The sequence below is a fragment of the Acidovorax sp. AC410 genome (genome assembly GCF_979253235.1).
Genome location: NZ_CEEDCG010000001.1, coordinates 2500105 through 2522521 on the forward strand (window position 1 = coordinate 2500105; position 22417 = coordinate 2522521).

General features: G+C 68.5%; 20 protein-coding genes. 9 read left to right on the forward strand and 11 right to left on the reverse strand.

Features of this window, described 5'->3' with window-relative positions:
* Window positions 1–251: 251 nt before the first annotated feature.
* Complete coding sequence (gene htpG, locus AC0IZS_RS11680; protein WP_471635761.1) at window positions 252–2228, forward strand: molecular chaperone HtpG; 1977 nt, start codon at window positions 252–254, stop codon at window positions 2226–2228.
* A gap of 67 nt (window positions 2229–2295) precedes the next feature.
* Here htpG and AC0IZS_RS11685 read toward each other — a convergent pair whose 3' ends face one another.
* The 8 genes from AC0IZS_RS11685 to AC0IZS_RS11720 all read right to left on the reverse strand — a co-directional run bounded on the left by AC0IZS_RS11685 (window position 2296) and on the right by AC0IZS_RS11720 (window position 8323).
* Window positions 2296–2601, reverse strand: coding sequence for a hypothetical protein (locus tag AC0IZS_RS11685; RefSeq protein ID WP_322594016.1), 306 nt, complete (start codon window positions 2599–2601; stop codon window positions 2296–2298).
* A 160-nt stretch (window positions 2602–2761) separates the two neighbouring features.
* A complete protein-coding gene (locus AC0IZS_RS11690; RefSeq protein ID WP_471635762.1) occupies window positions 2762–3793 on the reverse strand; it encodes a serine/threonine protein kinase in 1032 nt (343 codons plus the stop codon).
* Window positions 3794–3827: 34 nt separating this feature from the next.
* On the reverse strand, window positions 3828–4913 hold the full coding sequence (locus AC0IZS_RS11695) for a DUF2855 family protein (protein ID WP_471635763.1): 1086 nt from the start codon (window positions 4911–4913) through the stop codon (window positions 3828–3830).
* Between the two features lie 141 nt (window positions 4914–5054).
* Window positions 5055–5435 (reverse strand): DUF1304 domain-containing protein, encoded by a 381-nt coding sequence (locus AC0IZS_RS11700; RefSeq protein ID WP_471635764.1) that lies wholly within the window; start codon window positions 5433–5435, stop codon window positions 5055–5057.
* Between the two features lie 3 nt (window positions 5436–5438).
* Entirely contained in the window at window positions 5439–5855 is a 417-nt protein-coding gene (locus tag AC0IZS_RS11705; protein WP_471635765.1) for an organic hydroperoxide resistance protein, read from the reverse strand.
* Window positions 5856–5921: 66 nt separating this feature from the next.
* Window positions 5922–6389 (reverse strand): MarR family winged helix-turn-helix transcriptional regulator, encoded by a 468-nt coding sequence (locus AC0IZS_RS11710; protein ID WP_471635766.1) that lies wholly within the window; start codon window positions 6387–6389, stop codon window positions 5922–5924.
* 183 nt (window positions 6390–6572) lie between these two features.
* Window positions 6573–7391, reverse strand: coding sequence for a crotonase/enoyl-CoA hydratase family protein (locus tag AC0IZS_RS11715; RefSeq protein ID WP_471635767.1), 819 nt, complete (start codon window positions 7389–7391; stop codon window positions 6573–6575).
* Window positions 7392–7474: 83 nt separating this feature from the next.
* Window positions 7475–8323, reverse strand: coding sequence for a 3-hydroxybutyryl-CoA dehydrogenase (locus AC0IZS_RS11720; protein ID WP_471635768.1), 849 nt, complete (start codon window positions 8321–8323; stop codon window positions 7475–7477).
* Window positions 8324–8451: 128 nt separating this feature from the next.
* Between AC0IZS_RS11720 and AC0IZS_RS11725 the strand changes: the two genes are divergently transcribed.
* A complete protein-coding gene (locus AC0IZS_RS11725) occupies window positions 8452–10041 on the forward strand; it encodes a GMC family oxidoreductase (protein WP_471639509.1) in 1590 nt (529 codons plus the stop codon).
* Between the two features lie 178 nt (window positions 10042–10219).
* On the forward strand, window positions 10220–10975 hold the full coding sequence (locus tag AC0IZS_RS11730) for a hemerythrin domain-containing protein (protein ID WP_471635769.1): 756 nt from the start codon (window positions 10220–10222) through the stop codon (window positions 10973–10975).
* Between the two features lie 88 nt (window positions 10976–11063).
* Here AC0IZS_RS11730 and AC0IZS_RS11735 read toward each other — a convergent pair whose 3' ends face one another.
* Both AC0IZS_RS11735 and AC0IZS_RS11740 read right to left on the reverse strand, forming a co-directional pair.
* The gene (locus AC0IZS_RS11735; protein ID WP_471635770.1) at window positions 11064–11819 is read right to left on the reverse strand and encodes a diguanylate cyclase domain-containing protein; all 756 of its coding nucleotides are present in this window, start codon (window positions 11817–11819) and stop codon (window positions 11064–11066) included.
* A gap of 221 nt (window positions 11820–12040) precedes the next feature.
* On the reverse strand, window positions 12041–12487 hold the full coding sequence (locus tag AC0IZS_RS11740; protein WP_471635771.1) for an ATP-binding protein: 447 nt from the start codon (window positions 12485–12487) through the stop codon (window positions 12041–12043).
* A gap of 95 nt (window positions 12488–12582) precedes the next feature.
* Between AC0IZS_RS11740 and AC0IZS_RS11745 the strand changes: the two genes are divergently transcribed.
* From AC0IZS_RS11745 to AC0IZS_RS11755, 3 genes are read left to right on the forward strand one after another with little or no spacing between them, the layout of a single operon-like run.
* Window positions 12583–13377 (forward strand): hypothetical protein, encoded by a 795-nt coding sequence (locus AC0IZS_RS11745; RefSeq protein WP_471635772.1) that lies wholly within the window; start codon window positions 12583–12585, stop codon window positions 13375–13377.
* Complete coding sequence (locus tag AC0IZS_RS11750) at window positions 13374–15353, forward strand: hypothetical protein (protein ID WP_471635773.1); 1980 nt, start codon at window positions 13374–13376, stop codon at window positions 15351–15353. The genes AC0IZS_RS11745 and AC0IZS_RS11750 overlap by 4 nt, the downstream gene beginning before the upstream one ends.
* Window positions 15332–17416 carry a PP2C family protein-serine/threonine phosphatase gene (locus tag AC0IZS_RS11755; RefSeq protein WP_471635774.1) on the forward strand — a complete coding sequence of 695 codons (2085 nt, stop codon included), beginning with the start codon at window positions 15332–15334 and terminating at the stop codon, window positions 17414–17416. Before AC0IZS_RS11750 ends, AC0IZS_RS11755 begins: the two co-directional genes overlap by 22 nt.
* On the opposite strand, the gene AC0IZS_RS11760 is transcribed toward AC0IZS_RS11755, so the two are convergent.
* Window positions 17395–18165, reverse strand: a complete 771-nt coding sequence (locus AC0IZS_RS11760; protein ID WP_471639510.1) for a GNAT family N-acetyltransferase — start codon at window positions 18163–18165, stop codon at window positions 17395–17397. The genes AC0IZS_RS11755 and AC0IZS_RS11760 overlap by 22 nt on opposite strands.
* A 104-nt stretch (window positions 18166–18269) precedes the next feature.
* Here AC0IZS_RS11760 and AC0IZS_RS11765 point away from each other — a divergent pair, with 104 nt between their 5' ends.
* From AC0IZS_RS11765 to AC0IZS_RS11775, 3 genes are all read left to right on the forward strand, one after another.
* Window positions 18270–20888 (forward strand): MFS transporter, encoded by a 2619-nt coding sequence (locus AC0IZS_RS11765; RefSeq protein ID WP_471635775.1) that lies wholly within the window; start codon window positions 18270–18272, stop codon window positions 20886–20888.
* Between the two features lie 20 nt (window positions 20889–20908).
* Entirely contained in the window at window positions 20909–21976 is a 1068-nt protein-coding gene (locus AC0IZS_RS11770) for an ABC transporter substrate-binding protein (protein WP_471635776.1), read from the forward strand.
* A gap of 94 nt (window positions 21977–22070) precedes the next feature.
* Window positions 22071–22403 (forward strand): STAS domain-containing protein, encoded by a 333-nt coding sequence (locus AC0IZS_RS11775; protein WP_322593999.1) that lies wholly within the window; start codon window positions 22071–22073, stop codon window positions 22401–22403.
* Window positions 22404–22417: the final 14 nt, after the last annotated feature.

A 22417-nucleotide genomic window follows, 5' to 3' on the forward strand; every position in this document is an offset into this window, starting at 1 on the left:
GCACCCGCCCAGCACGATGCGCATCTTATGGCGGCAAAATGGGCATTACCAGCGCCAACGCCTCGCCAATTGTCAACAATGCGCGCTAAGCTCGCCAGCGGCGGCGCTGGCCGGCGGGCATTCGCGCAGCGCCGACCTTGAAATCGGCGGATCTGCCCCGAGCTGAGCACCCGCGAACGTCCTTTGCACGCTGGCCTCTGGCGTGCCGACGGCGCTTCCTAGAGACTGTACGAAAGCAACTCCAAGACACCATGAGCAACAAACAAACCCTGTCGTTCCAGGCCGAAGTGGCCCAGCTTCTGCACCTGGTCACCCACTCGCTGTATTCCAACCAGGAAATCTTCCTGCGCGAGCTCATCTCCAACGCTTCGGACGCCTGCGACAAGCTGCGCTTCGAGGCCCTGAACAACAATGCCCTGTACGAAGACGCGCCCAACCTCGAAGTGCGGGTGTCCTTCGACCAGGCTGCCAAGACGCTAACCATCACCGACAACGGCATCGGCATGACGGCGCAGGAGGCCATCGACCACCTGGGCACCATCGCCAAGAGCGGGACCAAGGACTTCATGGGCAAGCTCTCGGGCGACCAGAAGGCTGATGCGCAGCTCATCGGCCAGTTTGGCGTGGGCTTCTACTCCGGTTTCATCGTGGCCGACAAGATCACGGTCGAGTCGCGCCGCGCCGGTGTGCCTGCCGAAGAAGGCGTGCGCTGGACCAGCGGCGGCACGGGCGACTTCGAGGTCGAGGCCATCGCGCGGGCTGCGCGCGGCACCAGCATCATCCTGCACCTGCGCGAGGACGCCGAGGAGTACCTCAACGCCTGGAAGCTCAAGTCCGTCATCGCCAAGTACTCCGACCACATCAGCCTGCCCATCCTGATGGAAAAGGAAGAGTGGAAGGACGGCGAGCTGATCAACCCGTCGGACGAGAACGGTGGCCGCCAGCCCGGCGGCATGGCCAAGACCGGCGAGTGGGAAACCATCAACAAGGCCAGTGCCCTGTGGACCCGCCCCAAGAAGGACATCAGCGAAGAGCAGTACCAGGAGTTCTACAAGGCCATCAGCCACGACCACGAGGCCCCGCTGACCTGGGCGCACAACCGCGTGGAAGGCAACACCGAGTACACGCAGCTGCTGTACATCCCGGCCAAGGCGCCGTTCGACCTGTGGAACCGCGACAAGAAGGCCGGCGTGAAGCTCTACGTCAAGCGCGTGTTCATCATGGACGACGCCGAGGCGCTGATGCCTACCTACCTGCGCTTCGTCAAGGGCGTGATCGACTCGGCCGACCTGCCGCTCAACGTGAGCCGTGAGCTGCTGCAGGAAAGCCGCGATGTGCGTGCCATCCGCGAAGGCTCGACCAAGCGCGTGCTGTCCATGCTCGAAGACCTGGCCAAGCACAACCGGCATGATGCGACTACCGGTGCCGATGGCGTGACCGATGTGGTCGATGCCGATGACCAGGCCAAGGAAGGCAAGTACAGCGCGTTCTACGCCGAATTCGGCTCGGTCCTCAAGGAAGGCCTGGGCGAGGATTTCGGCAACCGCGAGCGCCTGGCCAAGCTGCTGCGCTTTGCCAGCACCACCAGCGACGCGGCGAGCGTCAGCTTTGTCGACTACAAGGCGCGCATGAAGGAAGGCCAGGAGGCGATCTACTACATCACCGCCGACACCCTGGCCGCGGCCAAGAACAGCCCGCAGCTCGAAGTCTTCAAGAAGAAGGGCATCGAGGTGCTGCTGATGACCGACCGCGTGGACGAGTGGGCGCTGAACTATCTGAACGAATTCGACGGCACCCCGCTGCAAAGTGTGGCCAAGGGCGCCGTGGACCTGGGTTCGCTGCAGGACGAGGCCGAGAAGAAGGCCGCCGAAGAGGCTGCCGAGGCCTTCAAGCCCCTGCTGGCCAAGCTCAAGGAGGCCTTGAAGGACAAGGCCGAGGACGTGCGCGTGACCACGCGCCTGGTCGACTCACCGGCCTGCCTGGTGGTCCAGGACGACGGCATGAGCACCCAGCTGGCGCGCATGCTCAAGCAGGCCGGCCAGCAGGCACCCGAGTCCAAGCCCGTGCTGGAGGTGAATGTTGAGCATGCCCTGGTCAAGAAGCTCGAAGGCAGCGTGCATTTCCATGACCTGGCGCACATCCTGTTCGACCAGGCCTTGCTGGCCGAGGGCGGCCTGCCTGCAGACCCGGCGGCCTACGTCAAGCGCGTGAACGCCTTGCTGGCCTGATGCTCCCTGCGTGCGGCCGCTCTGGCGGCTGCACCAGTGTCTGACGCACCGCCTCCGAGCGGCGTCGTCACTCCTCCTTCGCTTTGGCCATGATGCGCGCATGGACGGCGTCGCGCTCGGTCGGTGCTGCATCGATCAACTGCTTGAGCAAGCCGTCGGGCAGCTCGGTGTACTGGCGGCGGTCGTTCTTGACCGGTACATTGCGCCAGCCCGACAGCACCATCCAGCTCCACAGGTCGCGCGAGATGGGCTCGGTGACGGTCATCTTGACGTCGCCGCGGATGATGGCGACGCCCACCGCGGGCACGCTGCCCACGGGGGCCGGCTTGCGTTGCTGGCGGATCGAGAGAAGGTTCCGGAACAGGTCTTTCATGGTGCTGGCCAGTGTGCGAGAGCAAAGATGGCTTCAAGCATATACGAGGCCTGTCCGCACCCCAAGCGCCGATGCGCCGTTCGACTTCCGCAGGACAGGCGGCAGAGCCGGCTTGCGGGCCGGGATCTGCACCCGCCAGGGCGGGCGGTGGGAATCTTCTTCAGGCGCTCAGGGGCTCCTCGCCCATGGCCTCGCACTGCTCGATCAGCATGTCCACCTGGCCGCGCCAGTAGTCACTGCTGCCGAACCAGGGGAAGGTGGCCGGAAAGATCGGGTCCTCCCAGCGCCGCGCCAGCCAGGCGCTGTAGTGGATCAGGCGCAGCGTGCGCAGGGGCTCGACCAGGGCCAGCTCGCGCCGGTCGAAGCTGCGGAACTGCTCGTAGCCGTCTATCAGGGCGCTGAGCTGCTGCGTGCGCTGGCGCCGGTCGCCGGACAACAGCATCCACAGGTCCTGCACCGCCGGGCCCATGCGTGCGTCGTCCAGGTCCACGAAGTGCGGACCACCACCGGGCAGATCGGTCGGCGTCCAGAGAATGTTGCCGGGGTGGCAGTCGCCGTGCAGGCGGATGGCCCTGGCATCCTTGAGGCCGCTGGCGGCGACCAGCGCGAGCGCCTTGTCGCACTGCTCGCGCCAGGCCGATTGCATGTCCAGCGGAATCATGTCGTGGCCCAGCAGCCAGTCGCGCGATGCCGTGCCAAAGCCCTGCAGGTCCAGCGCCGGCCGGTGCGCGAAGGGCTGGGCGGCGCCCACGGTGTGGATGCGCGCGAGAAAGCGGCCGATCCATTCGAGCACGTCGAAATCGTCGAGCTCGGGACCACGCCCGCCGCGCCAGGGGCTCACGGAAAAGGCAAAGCCATCGTGGGCATGCAGCGTGCTGCCGTTCAGTTCCATCGGGCCCACTGCCGGTACTTCCGCCGCCATGAGTTCGGCGGCGAATGCGTGCTCTTCGAGGATCTGTGCCTCGCTCCAGCGGCCGGGGCGGTAGAACTTGGCCACCACGCGCTGGCCGTCTTCGAGCGAAACCTGGTAGACACGGTTCTCATACGACGACAGGGCCATGAGCCGGCCATCTCCGTACAGGCCCACGCTGGCCAGTGCATCGAGCACCTGGTCCGGCGTCAGGCGCGCGTAGGGGTGCAGATCGGAGGCGCTGGGGGCGGCGGCGGTGTCGGTCGGGGGCAGTCGGTTCATGCCCCATTGTCCCCCGTGGCGCCAACACCTGCGCTCAAAGGCTGGCCATGTGCCCCATGCGCGGGTCGCCGCCACCGGCCAGCACGGCGGTGAAAAGCGCTTGCACGGCATCAGGCCCCTGGTGCTGCTGCACCTGCAGCCAGGGCGTGGGTGGCGCCTGCACGGCCGTGGAGAAGGCCTGCCAGGCGGCCACCAGGCGCTCGTTGAGCACCTGCGCGCCCCAATCGTCGCGGCGCTTCTTGATCTGCGCAGGGGCAAAGAACATGGTGGGGCGCGGACCTGGCAACTGGCCGGCACCGCCCAGGTCGTTCACATGGCTGGCGCCCACGGCGCAGCTGTAGGCCAGTGCGGCAAAGCGCTGGTGGACGGCCTCGCGCACGGCCATGCTGCCCGCAAAGTCGATGTAGATGCAGGGCGTCGCCGCGTCGATCTGCTCCAGCGCGTCGTAGGCCACCACCCGGTCATAGCAGCCCAGGCTTTCGCAGAAGGCCAGGTTGCCGGGCGAGGTCAGGCCGATCACCTCCAGACCCTCCCGCTGCGCGAGCTGGAAGGCCGTGCCATAGGCCGTCTTGCTTGAGGCACTGGACAGCAGCAGGCGCCTGGCGCCGAAGAACTGCTGGTCGGCCATGAAATCGTCGATCAGCCACGAGGTGATGAACAGGGGGCGCAGCAGCGCCTGGATGTCCTCGGTGCCGGGCGTGTAGAACGGGTCGGTGCTGGTGCGCACGTACTGGTTGTACACCGCATGGAGCTTGGCCCGGTGGGGCGCGCCATCGTAGAAGCCTGCCGGGGTCAGCCGCGCCGGTGCGAGCACCGCATGGGTGGACATGGGCCAATAGCCATAGAGGCGCTCACCCACGGCCACGCCTGCGTGCAGGGACTGCAGTACTGTGCCGAAGCCCCACACGGGGACAATGCCCCAGCCCGTTTCGTCGGAGGGAAAGAACTGCCAGTAGTCGAGCATGCCGCCCAGCGCGGCATAGGTGATGTTGTTGGCCGTGAGCGCAAAGCGCTCGACGCGCACGCGCACCTGGCCGTCGGCCAGCGGAACATCCTGGGTGGTGCGCAGGGTGGTGTGGGCCAGGGCGTCCTGGCGTACGAGGAGGGTGGTGGTGCTCATGGCCGCACGCTAATCGAATCCGCCGGTGCGTTCAAGCAGGCCTCGGCGCATGCGCGACACACCGCTGCACCGCACCATGGAAAAGGCCCGCCGGCAGGGCCGGCGGGCCTTGACTCGGGGCTGTTGCCCTGGTGCTGGGCCTCAGGCGTTGCGGGCCTTGGGTTTGTCCAGTGTCAGCACCAGCGCCAGGGCGATCAGCGCAGGCAGGGCCTGGGTGTAGAAGATCTTGGGCACGGCGGTGGCGCCGCCGTAGACCCCGGCCACGATCACGCAGGCCAGGAAGAAGATCTTGAACACCCGGTTGTTGGTGACGAGGCCAAAGAACAGGCCTGCCGCTAGAAACCCGTTGTACAGGCCCTGGTTGGCAGCCAGCGTGACGGTAGCGTCGGCCAGCTCCTGGGTCAGGTTGAAGGTCTTCAGGCCCAGGGGCTTGTTCCAGAAGAACATCTCCAGCACCAGGATGTACACATGCTCGATGGCCACCAGGGCCACCGCGATCCGGGGAAGCAGCAACCGGCCCATGGCTTACGCCAGCGTGATGGTCACGTCGATGTTGCCGCGCGTGGCGTTGGAGTAGGGGCAGACCTGGTGGGCTGCGTCCACCAGCTTCTGGGCTGTGGCGGGGTCCAGGCCAGGCAGGCTGATCTTCAGGCGGGCAGCGATGCCGTAGGCGTTCGGGATCGGGCCCAGGTCGACTTCGGCGTCGATGGACACGTCCTGGGGCACGGGGATGCCGATCTTGCCGCCGACGGCCTTCATGGCGCCGATGAAGCAGGCGGCATAGCCCGAGGCGAACAGCTGCTCGGGGTTGGTGCCGGTGCCGGACGTGCCAGGCGAGGACAGCTTGACATCCAGCCGGCCGTCGTCGGTCTTGGCGGCGCCGTCACGGCCACCGGTCACGTGGGCCTTGGCGGTGTAGAGGACTTTTTCGAGTTGCGTCATGGTGTCTTCCTTTGCAGTGGGTGAATGAATGTCCTGAATACGGACGGGGTGGGAACGAAAAAAGGTTCAGCGCGGCGGTTGGATCCGGTCGCGGAAGGTCTTGAGCTGCCCGGTCAGGGCGGTCAGCTCGGGCAGGGTGCACTGGCTGCTTTCGAGCACGCAGGGCGGAATGGCCTCGGCCTTGTCGCGCAGCGCCCGGCCCGGGGCCGTGAGGCTGATGCGCACGCGGCGCTCGTCCTGGGCATCGCGGATGCGGGCGATCAGGCCCGAGGCCTCCAGGCGCTTGAGCAGGGGGGTGAGCGTGCCCGAGTCGAGGAACAGGCGCTCGCCCAGTTCGGAGACGGTCACGCCATCCTGCTCCCACAGCACCAGCATCACCAGGTACTGGGGGTAGGTCAGGCCCACGGTTTCGAGCAGGGGCTTGTACAGCTTGGTCATCGCCAGCGAGGCGGAATACAGCGCGAAGCACACCTGGTTGTCCAGGCGCAGCAGGGCTGGGCTGGGGGTGTGGGTGGAGGGGTTGCTGCGTGCCATGGGGTGAATTGTGCCGTGGAATTGAATTGTGCACAATTGAATTGTGTAATCTTTTGTTGCCGGGTCGGTCTTGTCGCAGGGTGCAGCCCGTTTCAACCGAAGCTGCTATTCACGCACGGCGCACCTGCGTGCGCAAGGCAATCGTGGCAGCCCTGCGTGACAGGGAAATTGCCGGGTCGGTTTTCAGCGCCCCGTGAAGCGGGCAGGGCGCTTCTCGACGAAGGCGCGCACGCCCTCCGCCGCATCCTCGCTGTTGGCCAGTTGCTGCTGCACGGGGATGAAGTCGGCCACCGCGGCCGCCTGGCCCTGCTCGATGGCCTTGAGCACGTTGAGCCGGGTGGCCACCACGGCCATCGGGGCCTGGGCCTCGATGCGCCGGGCAATGGCCAGTGCCTCGTCGAGCAGCTGAGCTGCTGGAACCACCTTCTGTACGAAGTTCAGGCGCAGCGCCTCAGCGCTGCCGAACTCGTCGGCGGTCAAGAGGTGCAACAGCGCGTTGCCGGTGCCGGCGCGCTCGGCCATGCGCAGCGTGGCGCCGCCGGTGGCCATGATGCCGCGCTGCACTTCCATCTGCGCAAAGCGGCAGTCGTCCGCCGCAACCACGATGTCGGCGCCCAGCATGAGCTCGATGCCCACGGTAAAGCAGATGCCCTTGACCGCCACCACCATGGGCTTGGTGCGGCGCCGGTAGCCGGGCAGGCCGTAGTCGTGCGGTTCCACCATGCCCTGGGGAATGGCCTTCTCGCCGCGCTGCATGTAGGCGCTCACCGCCGGCAGGTCCAGCCCCGCGGTGAAGTGGTCGCCAAAGGCATGCAGCACACCCACGCGCAGGTCCGGGTCATCGTCGAGCCGGGTATAGGCCTCGGCCAACTGGCGGAACATGGGCGGCGTCCAGCCATTGCGCTTGGCCGGCCGGTTGATGCCGATCAGCAGCACGTGGCCGAGCACCTGGGTGTCGATGCAGCCTTCGGCTGGGGGCGTGGAGGGGGTGATGCTGGTCATGCGCGCGGATGTCTCCTTGCCCATGATTGAAAACCCAACGCGATGGACGCGCCGTCCCCGGGGGGACAGCGCGCACGGCCGCGTCAGTAGGTGTATACGCCTCGACCGGTCTTGCGGCCCAGGCGCCCGGCCGCCACCATTTCCTTGAGCAGCGGGCAGGGGCGGTACTTGCTGTCGCCGAACTCGGCGAGGTAGACGTCCATCACGGCCAGGCACACGTCCAGGCCGATCATGTCGGCCAGCGCCAGCGGGCCGATGGGCTGGTTGCAGCCGAGCTTCATGCCGGCATCGATGTCCTCGGGCGTGGCCAGGCCTTCGGCCAGCACGAAGAAGGCCTCGTTGATCATGGGCACCAGGATGCGGTTGACCACGAAGCCGGGCGCGTTCTTCACGGTGATGGGGCTCTTGCCCAGGGCCTCCGCCAATGCCTTCACGGCGTCGTGCGTGGCGTCGCTGGTCTGCAGGCCACGGATGATCTCCACCAGCGCCATCATGGGCACGGGGTTGAAGAAATGCATGCCGATGAAGCGGTCGGCACGCGAGGTGGCGGCAGCCAGTTTGGTGATGGAGATCGACGAGGTGTTCGACGCGATCAGCACCTCCGGCGCGACCAGCGCATCCACCTGCTTCAAGATCTTGAGCTTGAGCTCATAGTTCTCGGTGGCGGCCTCGATTACCAGCTGCGCCGCCTTGAGGTCGTCGTAGCTGGTGGAGACCTTGATGCGCGCCAGCGCCGCATCCTTGTCGGCTGCCGTGATCTTGTCCTTCTTGATCAGGCGGTCCAGGCTGCCGGCCACGGTGGCCAGGCCCTTTTGCACTGCAGCATCGGAGATGTCCACCATCACCACATCGATGCCCGAGACCGCGCAGGCCTGTGCAATGCCGTTGCCCATGGTGCCCGCGCCGATGATGCCAACCGTTTGAATCGTCATATAGAGAGCTCTCTTCAAAGTGAAACAGACGGGCAGCATGGTAAGCCGAATCGCACGCCCGTTCGGTTATGGTCCATTGGGTCCGTGCGCGGCAAAGGCTCTGCGCATGGCCTGGAGACAAAAACATGTTGTTCGACTACATCGTGATCGGGGGCGGCTCGGCCGGCTCCGTGCTGGCCGGCCGGCTCACCGAAGACCCCGCCGTGCGCGTGTGCCTGCTCGAAGCGGGGCCTGCCGACAAGAGCGTGCTCATCCACTGCCCGGCGGGCCTGGCCGTGATGGCCAAGTTCGAACTCAATGGCTGGGGCCAGAGCACCACGCCGCAGGCCGCGCTCAACGGCCGCCAGGGCTACCAGCCGCGCGGCAAGGTGCTGGGCGGATCGAGCTCCATCAACGCCATGGTCTATATCCGTGGCCAGCATGCCGACTACGATCACTGGGCCGCACAGGGCAACCCCGGCTGGGGCTGGGAGGACGTCAAACCCTACTTTCTCAAGGCCGAGCACAACGAGCGCGGTGCCGATGCCTGGCATGGGGAGGGCGGACCCTTGAACGTGGCCGACCTGCGCTCGCCCCACCGGTTCAGCCAGTTCTTCAACGAGGCCGGCGTGCAGGCCGGCCACCCGCACACCAACGACTTCAACGGCGCCACGCAGGAAGGCGTGGGCATGTACCAGGTGACGCACAAGAATGGCGAGCGCCACAGCGCGGCCAAGGGCTACCTCACGCCCCACCTCTCGCGCAGCAACCTGCAGGTGATTACCGGCGCGCACGCCACGCGCATCCTGTTCGACGGCAAGCGCGCCGTGGGTGTGGAGTACCGCCAGGGCGGGGCGTTGCACGAGGTGCGTGCCAGCCGCGAGGTGCTGCTCAGCGCCGGTGCGCTGCTCTCGCCGCAGTTGCTCATGCTCTCGGGTGTGGGGCCGGGGGCGCACCTGCAGCGGCATGGCATCCCGGTGCTGCATGACCTGCCGGGCGTGGGCCAGCACCTGCACGACCACCCTGACGTGGTGCAGGTTTTCAATGCGCCAGAGCTCAAGGACCTGTTCGGCATTTCACCCGCGGGCATGTGGAGCCAGTTGCTCGGCGTGCTGGAGTGGCGCCGCAGCCGCACCGGCATGCTGACCACCAACTTCGCCGAGGCCGGGGGCTTCATCAAGAGCGACCCGGCGGAGGCCGCGCCCGACCTGCAGCTGCACTTCGTGATCGGCAAGCTCGTGGACCATGGTCGCAAGACGGTGCTGGGCCATGGCTATTCAGCCCACGTGTGCCTGCTGCAACCGCGCAGCCGGGGCTCGGTGGCGCTGGCCACCAAGGACCCGATGGCACTGCCGCTGGTGGATCCGCGCTTTCTCGAAGATGCCGACGACATGCAGCGCATGGTGCGGGGCTTTCAACGCCTGCGCGAGATCCTGGCGCAGCCGGCGCTCGCGCGCTTCGGCGCGCGCGAGCTGCCCGCATCGGCGGCAGCGCAGACCCCCGCGCAGATCGAGCAGTTCATCCGCCAGTACGCCGACACCATCTACCACCCCGTGGGCACCTGCCGCATGGGCCCCGGCCCGCTCGACGTGGTGGATGCGCAGCTGCGCGTGCATGGCCTGCAGGGTCTGCGCGTGGTGGATGCGTCCATCATGCCGCGCATAGTGAGCGGCAATACCAATGCGCCCACAGTGATGATCGCCGAGAAGGCGGTGGACATGCTGCGCGCCGCAGCGTGAGGAATGTCACGCGGCGGGTGGCGCCGGGGCGCTGAAAGCGGAAATTCTTCACAGGCGAAAACGCCGCGCTTTCCTAGACTTCTTTCATCGGCTGCGGGTGCATGGTGCACCCGGCCGAACACCGCAAGAGACGGTGTTGCAACGGCCCGCAAGGGCAGCATGAAAGAAGAACCCAGCGATGAACATCGATCCCCGCGAAATTTCGGCCCTGATCTCGGTCCATTCCGATCCTTCGGCCTCCAACGGCGCGCCGCGCGTCGACATGTATGCCGGCATCCACAAGGCGCTGCGCGCCCTGATGTCCGACACCCTGCTGGCCCTGGGCCGCATGGACGTCACCGACGACCTGGAGTTCGCCACCCATTGCGAGCGCGTGATGGAGTTGCTGGACCTGTGCCGTTCGCACCTGCAGCATGAGAACGACTTCATGCACACCGCCATCGAGGCGCGTGCGCCCGGCGCTGCGCGGGTGCTGGAATGCGAACATGGCGAGCACGAAAAGGCCATCACGGCGCTGGCCGCCGGTGTCACGCAGCTGCTGGGCTGTCCAACGGCTGCGCGTCCTGCGGCGGCGCATGCGCTGTACCGACAACTGGCGCTGTTCATCGCCCACAACTACGAGCACATGCACGCCGAGGAAACCGGGCACAACAGCGTGCTGTGGGCCCATTACAGCGACGAAGAACTCATCGGCATCCACAACGCGCTGGTGGCCTCCATCCCGCAAACGGAAATGATGGCCATCCTGCGTTGGCTGGTGCCCTTCATGTCGCCGCCTGAGCGCACCGCGATGCTGGCTGATATGCGCGCCCATGCCCCGGCGCCGGTTTTCAAGGCCGTGCTCGACAGCGTGAAGCCGCACCTCACGCCCTACGAGTGGATCAAGCTCATGCGCAGCCTGGGCCTGACGGCCGAGACCGCACCGCCGTACTGAGCACGCTTCGAAAGCCCCGGCGCGACCCGGAAGTGCGTCACTGCAGTCACCGCGGGCACCGGGCTGCGGCGCCAGGGGAGGGCGATGGTCAGGCCGCCGCGGCTTCGGCCGGTGCATAGCACCAGCGGTTGCGGCCGTTGCGCTTGGCCTCGTACAGGCCGGCGTCGGCATGGGCGATCAGCTCGTCCACACCACGCCCATGCTCGGGGAAATGCGACAGGCCGATGCTGGTGCCGATGTCCGCACCGCCGACGGCGAGCTGGAAGCGGTCTGTCAGCGCCGCCACCATGCGGTTGGCCACGCCCTGTGCATCGTCGGCGCTGGCGCTGGGCAGGACGCACAGGAACTCGTCGCCGCCCAGGCGTGCCAGGGTGTCGCCCTCGCGCAGGCAGCCGCGCAGGCGCTGCGTCACCAGGCACAGCAGCTCGTCGCCCGCAGCATGGCCCATGGTGTCGTTGACATGCTTGAACTTGTCCAGGTCAAGGAACAGCACCGTGAGCAGCCCCTGGCGCGTACTGGCGTCGGTCAGCGCCTGGCGCAGCCGGTCGCGCGCGATCATGCGGTTGGGCAGGCCGGTCAGCGGGTCCAGGTTGGCGGCTTCCAGCTCGCGGCGGGTCTGGTCCAGGTCGGAGATACGGCATTCGAGCTCGAACTCGCGTGCCTCCAGCTTGACCACCATGTGGGCGAAGGCCTCGGCCAGGCGGGCCTGCACGCTCTCCTCGGGGCGCTCGCCCGTCATGTCCATGAGCGGGCCGATCGCGCGCAGGTCACCCTGCTGGGCGATGCGCTGCATGATGTCGCACAGGCGTTGCAGGAAAGGGTCGTCGGTCTCGGCAGGGGTCACAGGTTGTTCTCCTCGTTGCGGCTGGCATTGGTGGCTGCCCCAGGGCGCCTGCCAGCGTGGAAATCACGGCAACAACGGCGTCTCCGGACGAGACAAAAAGCGCAAGGCGAGGCGCACAAACGACAGCCGCGCAACGGACACAATGATACGCTTGTACACTTGTTAACAATCTTGGAACCTGCTGTAAGGGCCTTCGCGAGCCCCAAACAGTACCAACAGGCCTAGCGCGACTGCGCCGCCCGAGCGGCTGGCAGGCAGCGCGATACCGTGACTTCGTTGACTTCACCGTCGCGCCGATACTCGAAACGATCTGCCAACCTCTGCACGAAATGCACGCCCAGGCCACCTATGTCCCGATCATCGAGCGAGGCTTCCACGTCGGGTGCCGCCAAGAGGGTGGGATCGAATGCCCGCCCATGGTCGCGCAACACGGCCTGCAGCCGGGCTGGCGTTTCAAAGCGCACCTGCACCTCCACCAGGCCGCCGTGCCCCGCATAGCCATGCGTGGCCACGTTGGTCAGCAATTCGTCGAGCATCAGTCCGAAGGACGAAGCCAGGGGCATCGGCACCCCGTTGTCGTCCGCCCAGGCCTCGAGCCGCTCGAAGAAAGCGGGAAGCTCGGCTACGGTGCCGTTCAGGGTCTGCTGCCATTCGAGCGGTGGATTCATAGATGTCTGCGCGCTGAAACCTGGGGCTGCATCTGCGGGCGCTGTCGGCGCCGCAGTCCGGTGGGTCGCCAAAGCATTGTGGCATGAGCCGGACCATGCAAACGCTTTCGTCGCCCTCATCGCCCCAGGCTGCCGGCACCGCCGTGGCGACCAGGCCCACACTCGCCGCGCTGTGGGAGCTTGGCGGGCTGTGGCTGCTCATCGTGCTGGCCGGCATCGCATTGATCGCCAGCCTGCTGCTGGACGTGCGCGCGCAGGAAGAGGCGCAGATCCAGCGCTCGCGCCTGTCGCTGACGCTGGTGGAACTGCAGGACGCCATCGAAGGCGACCTGGCGCTGGGCTTTGACCTGCCCGATCACCGCGGTATCCAGCCCCGGCTGGAGCGGGCCCTGGCCAGTGACACCCAGCTGTACGCCATCGACGTGGTGGACCGCGCGGGCATCGCCCTCTTCAGCACCGACCGGGGCGCCATCGGCGAAGCGCTGCAGCCCCGTGCGGCACGCGCGGCCGAGGCCGGTGCCCGCCAGGACCGCGTCTGGAGCGCAGCGCTCCCGGGAGAGGCCATCATGGGCCTGCCCCTGCACAACGCCTTCGGCGAGGTCGTAGGCCATATCAGTGCCACGTATGCGACCCAGCCCGTGCGCTTTCGGCTGGCTGTGTGGCAGGCCGATGGGCACACACTCACGCTGGGCGCCATGGCGGTGCTGGTGCTGGCCACCGCCGGCCTGCTGGGCTGGCTGGCCACGCTCTGGGCCTTGCAGCCGCAGTCCGCCAGGCTGCGCGCCGAGTGCCAGCGCACCCAGACGCGGGCCCTGGCACGCAGCGCCCAGGTCCGCCAGCGCATGGACGAATGCCTGGTGCGCCTGGACGAAAGCGAGCGCACCGAATGAGCGCGCGCCGCCCTTTCGCACCCGCCACCCGCCTGGGCATCGCGGCCGTGCTGCTGTTGCTGCTGGCGGCCAGCATCCTGGCCATCTCCACCTATGACCAACTGCGCGACATGCGGGCCGCAAGCGACCGCACGCGTTCGCAGCTGATGGCACAGTCGCTGAGCCTGCGCATCACCCACGCCGTCGAATCCGGCATCCCGTTGCGCAGCCTGGTGGGTGTCGAGGCGCTGTTCCAGCAGCGCATGGCGTCGCAGTCCGACATCCAGGCCCTGGCGCTGCTGCTGCCCGACGGCAAGGTGCTCTGGCAGACCACGCGCGACGCCGGCGAAACCGGTGCCACGGCCGAGGTGCCCGTGCAGGTCCGCGGCGCTCCCGTCGCCATCCTGCGCCTGGCCTTGCGCGACAGCGGCGCCGCCACCTTCGCCCGCGCCACGGCCGCCATGCTGCTGCCGGCCATTGGGCTGCTGGCCCTGCTGGCCTATCTGGCCGCGCGCTTTTCGCAGGCCCAGGGCATCGAGCTGCGCAACCATGCCGCCTGGCGTGCGCGCCGCGCCATTGCCCAGGGGCGCTACGACCAGGCCGTGGTACTGCCGCAGCGGCGCGGGTTCGACCTGCGGGTGCAGCAGCTCGGCCACGCGGTGCGCGGAGTACACGAAGGACTGGTACGCGTGCGCCGCCTGATTGCCTCGCTGCGCCAGACGGAACCCCAGCACCTGCGGCGCGAACGCCTGGACCAGTTGCTGGCCAAGGCCGAGGCCGACGACCGCTTCGCCGAGCACGGTATCGCCCAGGTGCGGGTGGTTGCCGCAGAGGCGCAGGCGTTCTGGATCGCCCTGCTCGTGGCCCTGAGCGCGCTGGCGCTGCAGACCCTGTGGCTGCGCAGCCTGCACCTGCAAGGCGAAACCCCCTGGCAATGGCAGGGGGTGGCACCGGCCCCTGCCGCCAGCCTGGCCGCCTTTTTCGTGGCGGGCACGGCGGCCTGGTGCGTGACGCGCTGGCGGCGCTGGCCTGCGCCCACCGTGGTGCTGCCCGCCTGCATCGCGCTGCTGGCCACGGCCATGGCCTGCGCCGGTGGCCTGCCGGCGAGCCGGCCCTGGCCCCTGGCCATGGTGGCAGGTGCGTGGCACGGCCTGGTGGTGGGTGCCGTGCTGGCCGCCTGCCAGGCCGTCGAACAGGTGCCACGCACCCGGCCCGAATACGCCTATGCCCGACCACGCTGGCGCGCCGCGACCTGGAGCGCCTGGACCATCACCGCCGTCTGGCTGGGCCCGGCGCTGGGCAGCCTGGCGCTGGACGCCCTGGGCCTGCTGCAGGGCGCCTATGCGCTGCTGCTGCCGGCCGCATGTGCTGGATTTTTTGTGGTGCGCTGGAACGGACCGCGCAGCCCGTGGCGCAGCCGCACGGGTGCGCATGGCCACCCCCTGATCGAGACGGCCCGGCCCATCGCCGACCGCCTTCGGGCGCTGGGCCGGTCCGGCGCTGCCGGCCTGCTGCTGGGCCTGGCGCTGGCCGCGCATGCGCTGGGGCAGCCTGCCCTTCTGGGCACCCATGCTGGGGCTGGGCATGGCTGCCGGGCTGTTCCTGCGCAGGCGCATGCCGTCCTCGGGTGCGTTGGCAGCCATGGCCACCGCAGTCACCTTGCTGGCCTTGGCCATCGCCTCGGATGGGCTGTCCGTGGGCCGCGCCCTCCAGGATGCGGTGCTGGCGCTAGCCGCCCTGCTGGCCGGTGGCGCGCTGGGCTGCCTGGCGCGCACGGCCGGGGACGAGTGCCGGCTTCCCACGCTGTCAACGGCCCAATGGGCCGCGATGGGTGCGGGCGCGGTGTGTGCCAGCGGCGCCCTGGGCGTCCACCTGCACGGTGGCTGGCCATTGCTCGCGGCCGTGTTGCTGCTGCTGGCTTGCGGCGGGCACGGCCTGCGCGCCGCCGCGAATGCGGATCGCGCCGGAGGCCAGCATGCACCTTAGGCACCGGCTGATCGCCATCCTGCTGGCCGCCATGGCCCTGCTGGTCGCGGCCTTCGCCGCGATGGGTTGGCTCAGCGACTTGCGCTGGTCGCAGCGCTACGACGAAGTGCTGCTGCAGAACCAGCGCATCGCCTGGGACAAGCTGCAGAACGAAAACCTGGACCGCCAGGACGTGCTGGCCCAACAACTGCTGCAGGACGCTGCCCTGCGCGACCTGGCGGCGCAGGGGGCCTCGGCCCGCCTCGACGCTGTGCTGGCGGCCGCGACGCGGCGTGCCCCGGGTGTGCGCATCGATGTCTTCGACCGCCAGGGCACCTTGGTGGCCACGACCGAGCCGGGCATCGATCCGCAGCCGATGGCCGAGGTCCGCTGGGTGGCTACGGCCAGTGGCCAGAGCGGCGCCGTGCGCGGGCTCAGCCAGGTGGCGGTACGCCAGTACCAGTGGGTGGTGGTGCGCGGCTTTGACGGCGGCGCGCTGGCCGTGGGCCAGGACGTCGCTCCCAAGCTGTCCGAGCTGGCCACCTACCTGGGCGGTGACATCTTCCTGGCCAACATGCGCGGCGCCGAATCCGTGGGTACCCGCGCAGGCGTGCTGGCTGCCACCGACACCCCGATCCCCGTGCGCTCCAACCAGGCGGTCACCGTGCAGTTGGCAGGCCAGGACGATCAGGCGCGCGCCCTGCGCATCGTCAGCCAGCCCGTGCGCAACCCCGATGCGCGCATCGTCGGTGCCCTGGTCTGGATGCAGGACGTGAGCGCCGCGCACTACGCCGACCGGATGTTCTCGCGCACCACGCTGGCTGCGGCACTGGCGTTCGCCGCCCTGCTGGCGGCAGGCCTCGTGGTCTACCTGCGGCATGCGATGGAGCCGCTGTCGCGTTCGGTCGGCGTGCTCAACGCGCTGGCGCGCGGTGCCACCGACGCCTCGCTGGACCAGGGCGAGGAAGACGCCGAGGACGAGTCCGGAGAGATTGCACGCGGCGTGGTGGCCATCCGCTCGGAACTGCTCAACCTTGAGACCCTGCGCCAGGAACGCATCCGGACCCGGCAGCAGCAGGAACGCCTGATCCGCGGCCAGTTGCGCACCCTGGCCGACAGCCTGGACCCGGCCTCGCGTGAGGAGATCCTGGTGGCGCTCGGTTCGAGCTCCGAGGCGCAGGCCAGCCCCACGGCGGCCGATGCCGGCACCACGCCGACCAACCACCTGGCCGAGCTCGCCGGTATTCTGGGCCGCATGTCCGGCCTGGTGACCAACCAGCAGAACCGCCTGCTCAAGCTGTTGCGCGAGCTGCAGGCGGCGGTGCAGACCCAGGCCACCCTGGCCAGCCTGCAGCAGGAGCTGGAGATTGCGCGCCAGATGCAGCTGTCCATCCTGCCGCGCTCGGCGCCCGACGTGGACGAGGTCGACATCGCGGCCACCATGATCGCCGCCAAGGAAATCGGGGGCGACTTCTACGACTATTTCCCGATCGACGACGAGCACCTGGCCGTGGTCGTGGCCGACGTGTCGGGCAAGGGTGTGCCGGCGGCGTTCTTCATGGCGATCTCGCGCACCCTGCTCAAGAGCAACGCGCTGTTCCTGCGCGAGCCCGGCGCCACCATCAAGGCCCTCAACGACCAGCTGTGCGCCGAGAACGACCAGATGATGTTCGTCACCGTGTTCTACAGCGTGCTGCACCTGCCCACCGGGCGGCTGGTGTACGTGAATGCGGGCCACAACCCGCCGGTGCGCCTGACCGGCGACGGCGCCGCGCTGTTCCCGCGCGGCAGGAACATGGCGCTGGCCGTGATGGAAGGGCAGGAATACATCGAGGGCGAGGTCATGCTGGCACCCGGGGAAACCGTGGTGCTCTATACCGACGGCGTGACCGAGGCCACGAATGCAGAGAATGCCCTCTTTGGGGACGACGCCCTGCTGGCCGCCATGGCCGCCATCGGCGGCGACCCCCGGGGCGTGGTCACGGCGCGGATTCCCGACCAGATCGTGCGCGCAGTGCGCGGCTTCGAGAACGGCGCCGCCCAGGCCGACGACATCACCGTGGTGGCACTGACCTACCGGGGGCGGCGGTTGTGAGCCAGATGGCGCGCATAGCGCAACGACACCGCACCGTCGGCTGCGCGCACCTCGCCCACGCAGGCGTAGCCGGCCAGCGCCGCGGCGCGCAGTGCCTCGTAGTCCAGGCTGGGCAGCAACAACTCACCCTCGGCCGCAAAGTCCATGCCCTGCTCCAGGTCGATCATGGCCACGTGGCGCTGCAGGCCATCGATCAGACCGGTCCAGACGACACGCAAGCCCTGGCGCAGCATGTTGTGGCGGCTGCGGTGGTTGAGCAGGGATACCATGGCCATGCACAAGGGACGTCCGTGGGCCTGTGCCAGGCCCAGGCGCGCCGACAGCAGGGTGCGCTGCAGCTGGCGGCCGCGCCACTGCGGCAGTACCATGCAGCTCGACAGGTGCGCCACCATGCCCTGCTGCGCGGGGTCCAGGCCGATCACGTGGCCCAGGTTGTGGGGCTCTTGTTCGCCCGGCAGTTCGATCATGGCGTAGGCGACCAGGGCGTCGTCCATGAACACGCCGATGGCTTCGCCGCCCGGGTACATGTGGGCCTGGAAGAAGCCCTCCTCGTCATCCTCGCGCACGTAGAAGTCCGGATCGGGCAGCGTGCCCAGCACCGTCTCGCGCAAAGCCAGCCATGCGTCGAAGTCCCGCGCCTCCAGCAGGCGGATGTGCGCGTGGGGCACATGGCCCAGCGCTGCTTCGGGCAGCAGGACGGGCGGGATGGTGGGCAAAAGACTGAGCACGATGGACGGTATGGCGCACACTGCGCGCAACGGGTCGAAAGGGTTGAAAGGGTTCGTAACGACTCCCCGACTATAGAACAGCTGCAAGAGATCCGACAAAACCGGTTTACCGAGGAGGCACTTCCATGACCGACACGATCAACACAACGCCCGGCCCGGAAATCGATGTAACGGCACTGCAGCGGCGCTTGCGGCGCGAATCGCTGATGTTCGCGTCGATCTTCGCGCTGGTGCTGTTTGGCCTGTCCCTGGTATTGATCGCCTGGCGGACCGAGCAACTGCTGACCCAGCTCGAACAGGACCGTACCGTGCGCCTGCTGCGCCAGGTGGCCGACGAGGCCGAGTCCGGGCTGCGCTTCGGTGTCTCGGTGGCCGACCAGACCGTGTTGCCCGAACGGATCACGCGCCTGGGTGCAGCGGGCAGCCCGCTGCGCGGGGTCTTCATCGACACCGACCGCGGCGAGGCCGTGCTGCGCTCGGGCGATGCCGCGTTGCATTCCACCATTGCGCCCCGCTGGAGACAGGCCGTCATCGACGCCGGGCCGGGCCATGCCCCCGTGGTGCGCAATACCGGCCGTTACGCGTGGATAGGCGCGGCCATTTTCGATTCCACCGGCGCGCCGGCCGCGACCCTGTGGGGCGCGCTCGACCCGGCCGAGGTGCGCGCCCAGGCCCGGGGCGTCGCGCTCGACATGGTGCTGCGCGCCCTGCCGCTGATGCTGCTGGCCCTGGTGATCACCTGGTGGCTGCTGCTGCGCTGGAGCACGCGCGTCATGACCTCGATGCGCGGCATCGGCCATGGCAACGGGGCACAGGCCACACCCAACTCCGCCCGGAAACTCTGGCTGGCCGTGGTCTTCAGCGTGCTGGTGGCACCCGCCGCGATGCTGTGGATCGCGCGCGAGGCAGCGCGCCCGGCGGTCACGGCGCAGATCCAGGAGAACGCCGACGCCGTGGGCCGTGCGCTGTCGGCCCAGGTCGCCCGCGCGCTGTCGCTCGGGGTGCCCTGGACCGCGATGAACGGGGTGGACGAACTCTTTCGGCAGCAGTTGGTCGAAGCGCCCGAGCTGAGCTACCTGGCGCTGCAGCCACCCGGCGGCCCGGCGCAAAATTCCACCTGGGGCAGCGACGTGCCCTCGCAGGCCCGCGACAGCGCGTCCGATTTTCCGCGCCGCACGCTCAAGGCCGGCGACGGCGCGGTGGTCGTTGGCTACCCGGTCGACTTCGTGGACCGGCAGCTCGCGGGCATGCTGATCGACCTGGTGCTGGCCCTGGTGATCGCCGCCGTGCTGGTGCGCGAACTCGCGCGCGGCCTGTGGCGCCGCTCGCTGCTGTTCCCGCTGGCCGCGTATGTGCAGGCCCGGTTGTGGCAAGGGCTGCAGCGCCGCTGGCAAAAAAAGCACGCCATCGACCAGGAAAGCGCCCAGGCACACGACCGCGACGCGGACGAATGCCGGGCACAGCTGATTCGCGCAGCGCGCAGCGACGGCGCCACAGCCGAAGCGCCCCAGGTCGGTGCCCAGCTCACCTTGCTGCGCCTGACGGTGTTCCTGGTGGCCCTGTCCGAAGAGCTGCTGCGCCCCTTCTTTACCGTGTTCGCCAGCGAGGTGCGGCCCATCGATGCCGCGCTGTCGCCCACCATGGTGGCCGGATTGCCCGTCGCCGCCTTCATGGCCACGCTGGCCCTGGCCCAGCCGGCCGGGCCGGCGCTGGCCCGGCGCTTCGACCTGCGCTGGAGCCTGATGCTGGCGGCCCTGGCCGGCACGCTGGCCCTGGCGGGCACCGCCTGGGCGACCGATGCCTGGACCCTGATCGGCCTGCGCGCCCTGGGTGGCGCGGCCTACGGCCTGGCGTTGATCCTGGTGCAGACAGCCATCGTGCGCATCACGCCGCCGCAACAGCGCGCGCGGGGCCTTGCCGAAGTGGCTGCGGCCATCGTGGCGGCGGGCATCGTCGGCCCACCCTTCGGCGGCATGATCGCCGCGCGCGCCGGCGACGGCATCGGTTTCCTGGCCTGCGCGCTGTGCATGGTCGGCGCCCTGCTGGCCGCCTTGCGCCTGTCGCTGCCCGTGCCCGAAGGCAGCGCCGCAGCCCAGCGCGGCCTGGCCACCTCCGGCGGCTGGCGCGGCTACATGGCGGTGCTGCGTGAACCGCGCGCCATCTGGGTGATCCTGGGCGCGGCCCTGCCGGGCCGCCTGGTAGCCGTGACGATTCTCTCCGTGGTGGTGCCCCTGTACATGAACGAGCTGCAGCAGCCGCCTGCGGTTGCGGGTCGGGTGCTGCTGCTGTATTTCCTGTGCTTTGCGCTCTCCGCCTCGCTGGTGGCGCACTGGTCGGACCTGCTCGGGCAGCGCAAGCCCTTCATCGTGGCGGGCGGCGTGTTCAGCGTGCTGGCCTGCCTGTCGCTGCCGGCATTGGGCGGTGTCTGGGGCATGGCCGCCTGCTGCGCGCTGTTGGGCCTGGGCCAGGCGCTGCAGTCCTCACCGCAGATCGCGCTGACGACCGAGGCCTTCGAGGGCGTGGATGCGAGCCGCGCGACCGCCACGCCCGAGCAGGCGCTGGCTGCGTTCCGGCTGATCGAGCGCGGCGGCAGCATCGTCGCGCCCTTTGTCACTGCGGTCGCCGTGACCGCCTTCGGTTATGCCGGAGCAGTGGTGGCCGTGGGCCTGCTGCTGTCGGTGACGACCTTGAGCCTGGCCGCCGGCCTGCGCAACCCCCGTATCCAGGCCGCCACGGCTGCCTGATGACCTCCTGGAGAACTTCGATGAACCTGCGCCGCATCCTCATCGCCGCCGGGGCCACCTGTGCCCTGCTGGGCACCTCTGCCGCTGTTGCACAGAGCGCCACAAACGCGGCGGCCGCTGGCGTGGCAGCCGCGACCAAGCGCTTCACCGTCGCCATGGTGCTGCCGCGCGACGACCAGAACATCGAGGCGGGTTTCACCGGCTACCTGCAACGCCAGGATGTGCCCGTGCAGTACGTGAACATCCGCTTCTCGGGCCGCAGCGAAGACATTCCCGAGCTGCGCGCCAAGGTGCGTGCGGCGCGCCCCGACCTGGTCTACGCCTGGGGCACGCCCACCACCCTTGCCCTGGCGGGCCGGCATGACCAGGCGGGCAAGGACGATGCGATTCGCGACCTGCCCATCGTCTTCACCGAAGTGACCGACCCGGTGGGCGCGGGCCTGCTGCGCACGCTCGACGACCACGGCCGCAACGTCACGGGTGTGAGCCACGTGGCGCCGCTGCCGGTGCAGCTCAACGCCATCCGTGCCTACCGCCCGTTCACGCGCCTGGGCTACCTGCACAATCCGGCCGAGCCCAACTCTGGCCTGATCCGCGACCGGCTCAAGGAACTGGCGCGCACGCAGAACTTCGAGGTGATCGAGGCCAGCCTGCCGCTGCTGCCCCAGGGCGGCCCGGACGCCGCGCAGATCGCCCCGCAGATCCAGACCCTGGCCGAGCGCAAGGCCGACTTCCTCTATGTCGGTCCCATCACTTTCCTGGCCTTCACGCACCGCGATGCCGTCACCACCGCCGCGTTGCAGAACAAGCTGCCGACCTTCTGCGCGACCGAGAGCATCGTGCGCCAGTCGGGCTGCCTGTTCGGGCTGTTTTCCAATGGCTCCAACATCGGCCGTTACGCCGGCTCCATGGCGCGCCAGATCCTGGTCGAGAAAAAGCCGCCCCAGTCGATTGCGGCCTCGACGCTGCAGCGCTTCTCGCTGCTGGTCAACATGCGCACGGTGCAGGCGCTGGACCTGTATCCGCCCATGCTGCTGCTGAATGTGGCCGAGGTGATCAACGTGCCCAAGCAGGCCGCCGCGAACTGATGCGCCGGCCGTGCGCCGCGGTGCGGCCCCTACAATGGGCCGAGCCTGAGTTCCAGGACTTCTTTTCCCAGCCACGATTCAAAGGATTGCGCCCATGAACCTCGAACAGGAGCGCCGCGACGACATCTTGATCCTGCGCCCGCGCGGCCGCCTCGACAGCAGCAGCTCGCCCGAACTCGAGCGCGTGGTCACCGAGCAGCTCGAAGCCGGCACGCAGCGCGTGGTGTTCGATCTCTCAGCGCTGGACTACATCAGTTCCGCCGGCCTGCGCGTGGTGCTGCTCGCCGGCAAGAAGCTGCGTGCCAGCAAGGGCAAGCTGGTGTTGGTCGGCCTGAGCGACATGGTGCGCGAGGTGTTCGACATGAGCGGCTTCCTGACCCTGTTCGCCGTGACCCAGACGCTGGACGAAGGCCTGGCCAAGGTCTGACAGGCTCGTGCTTG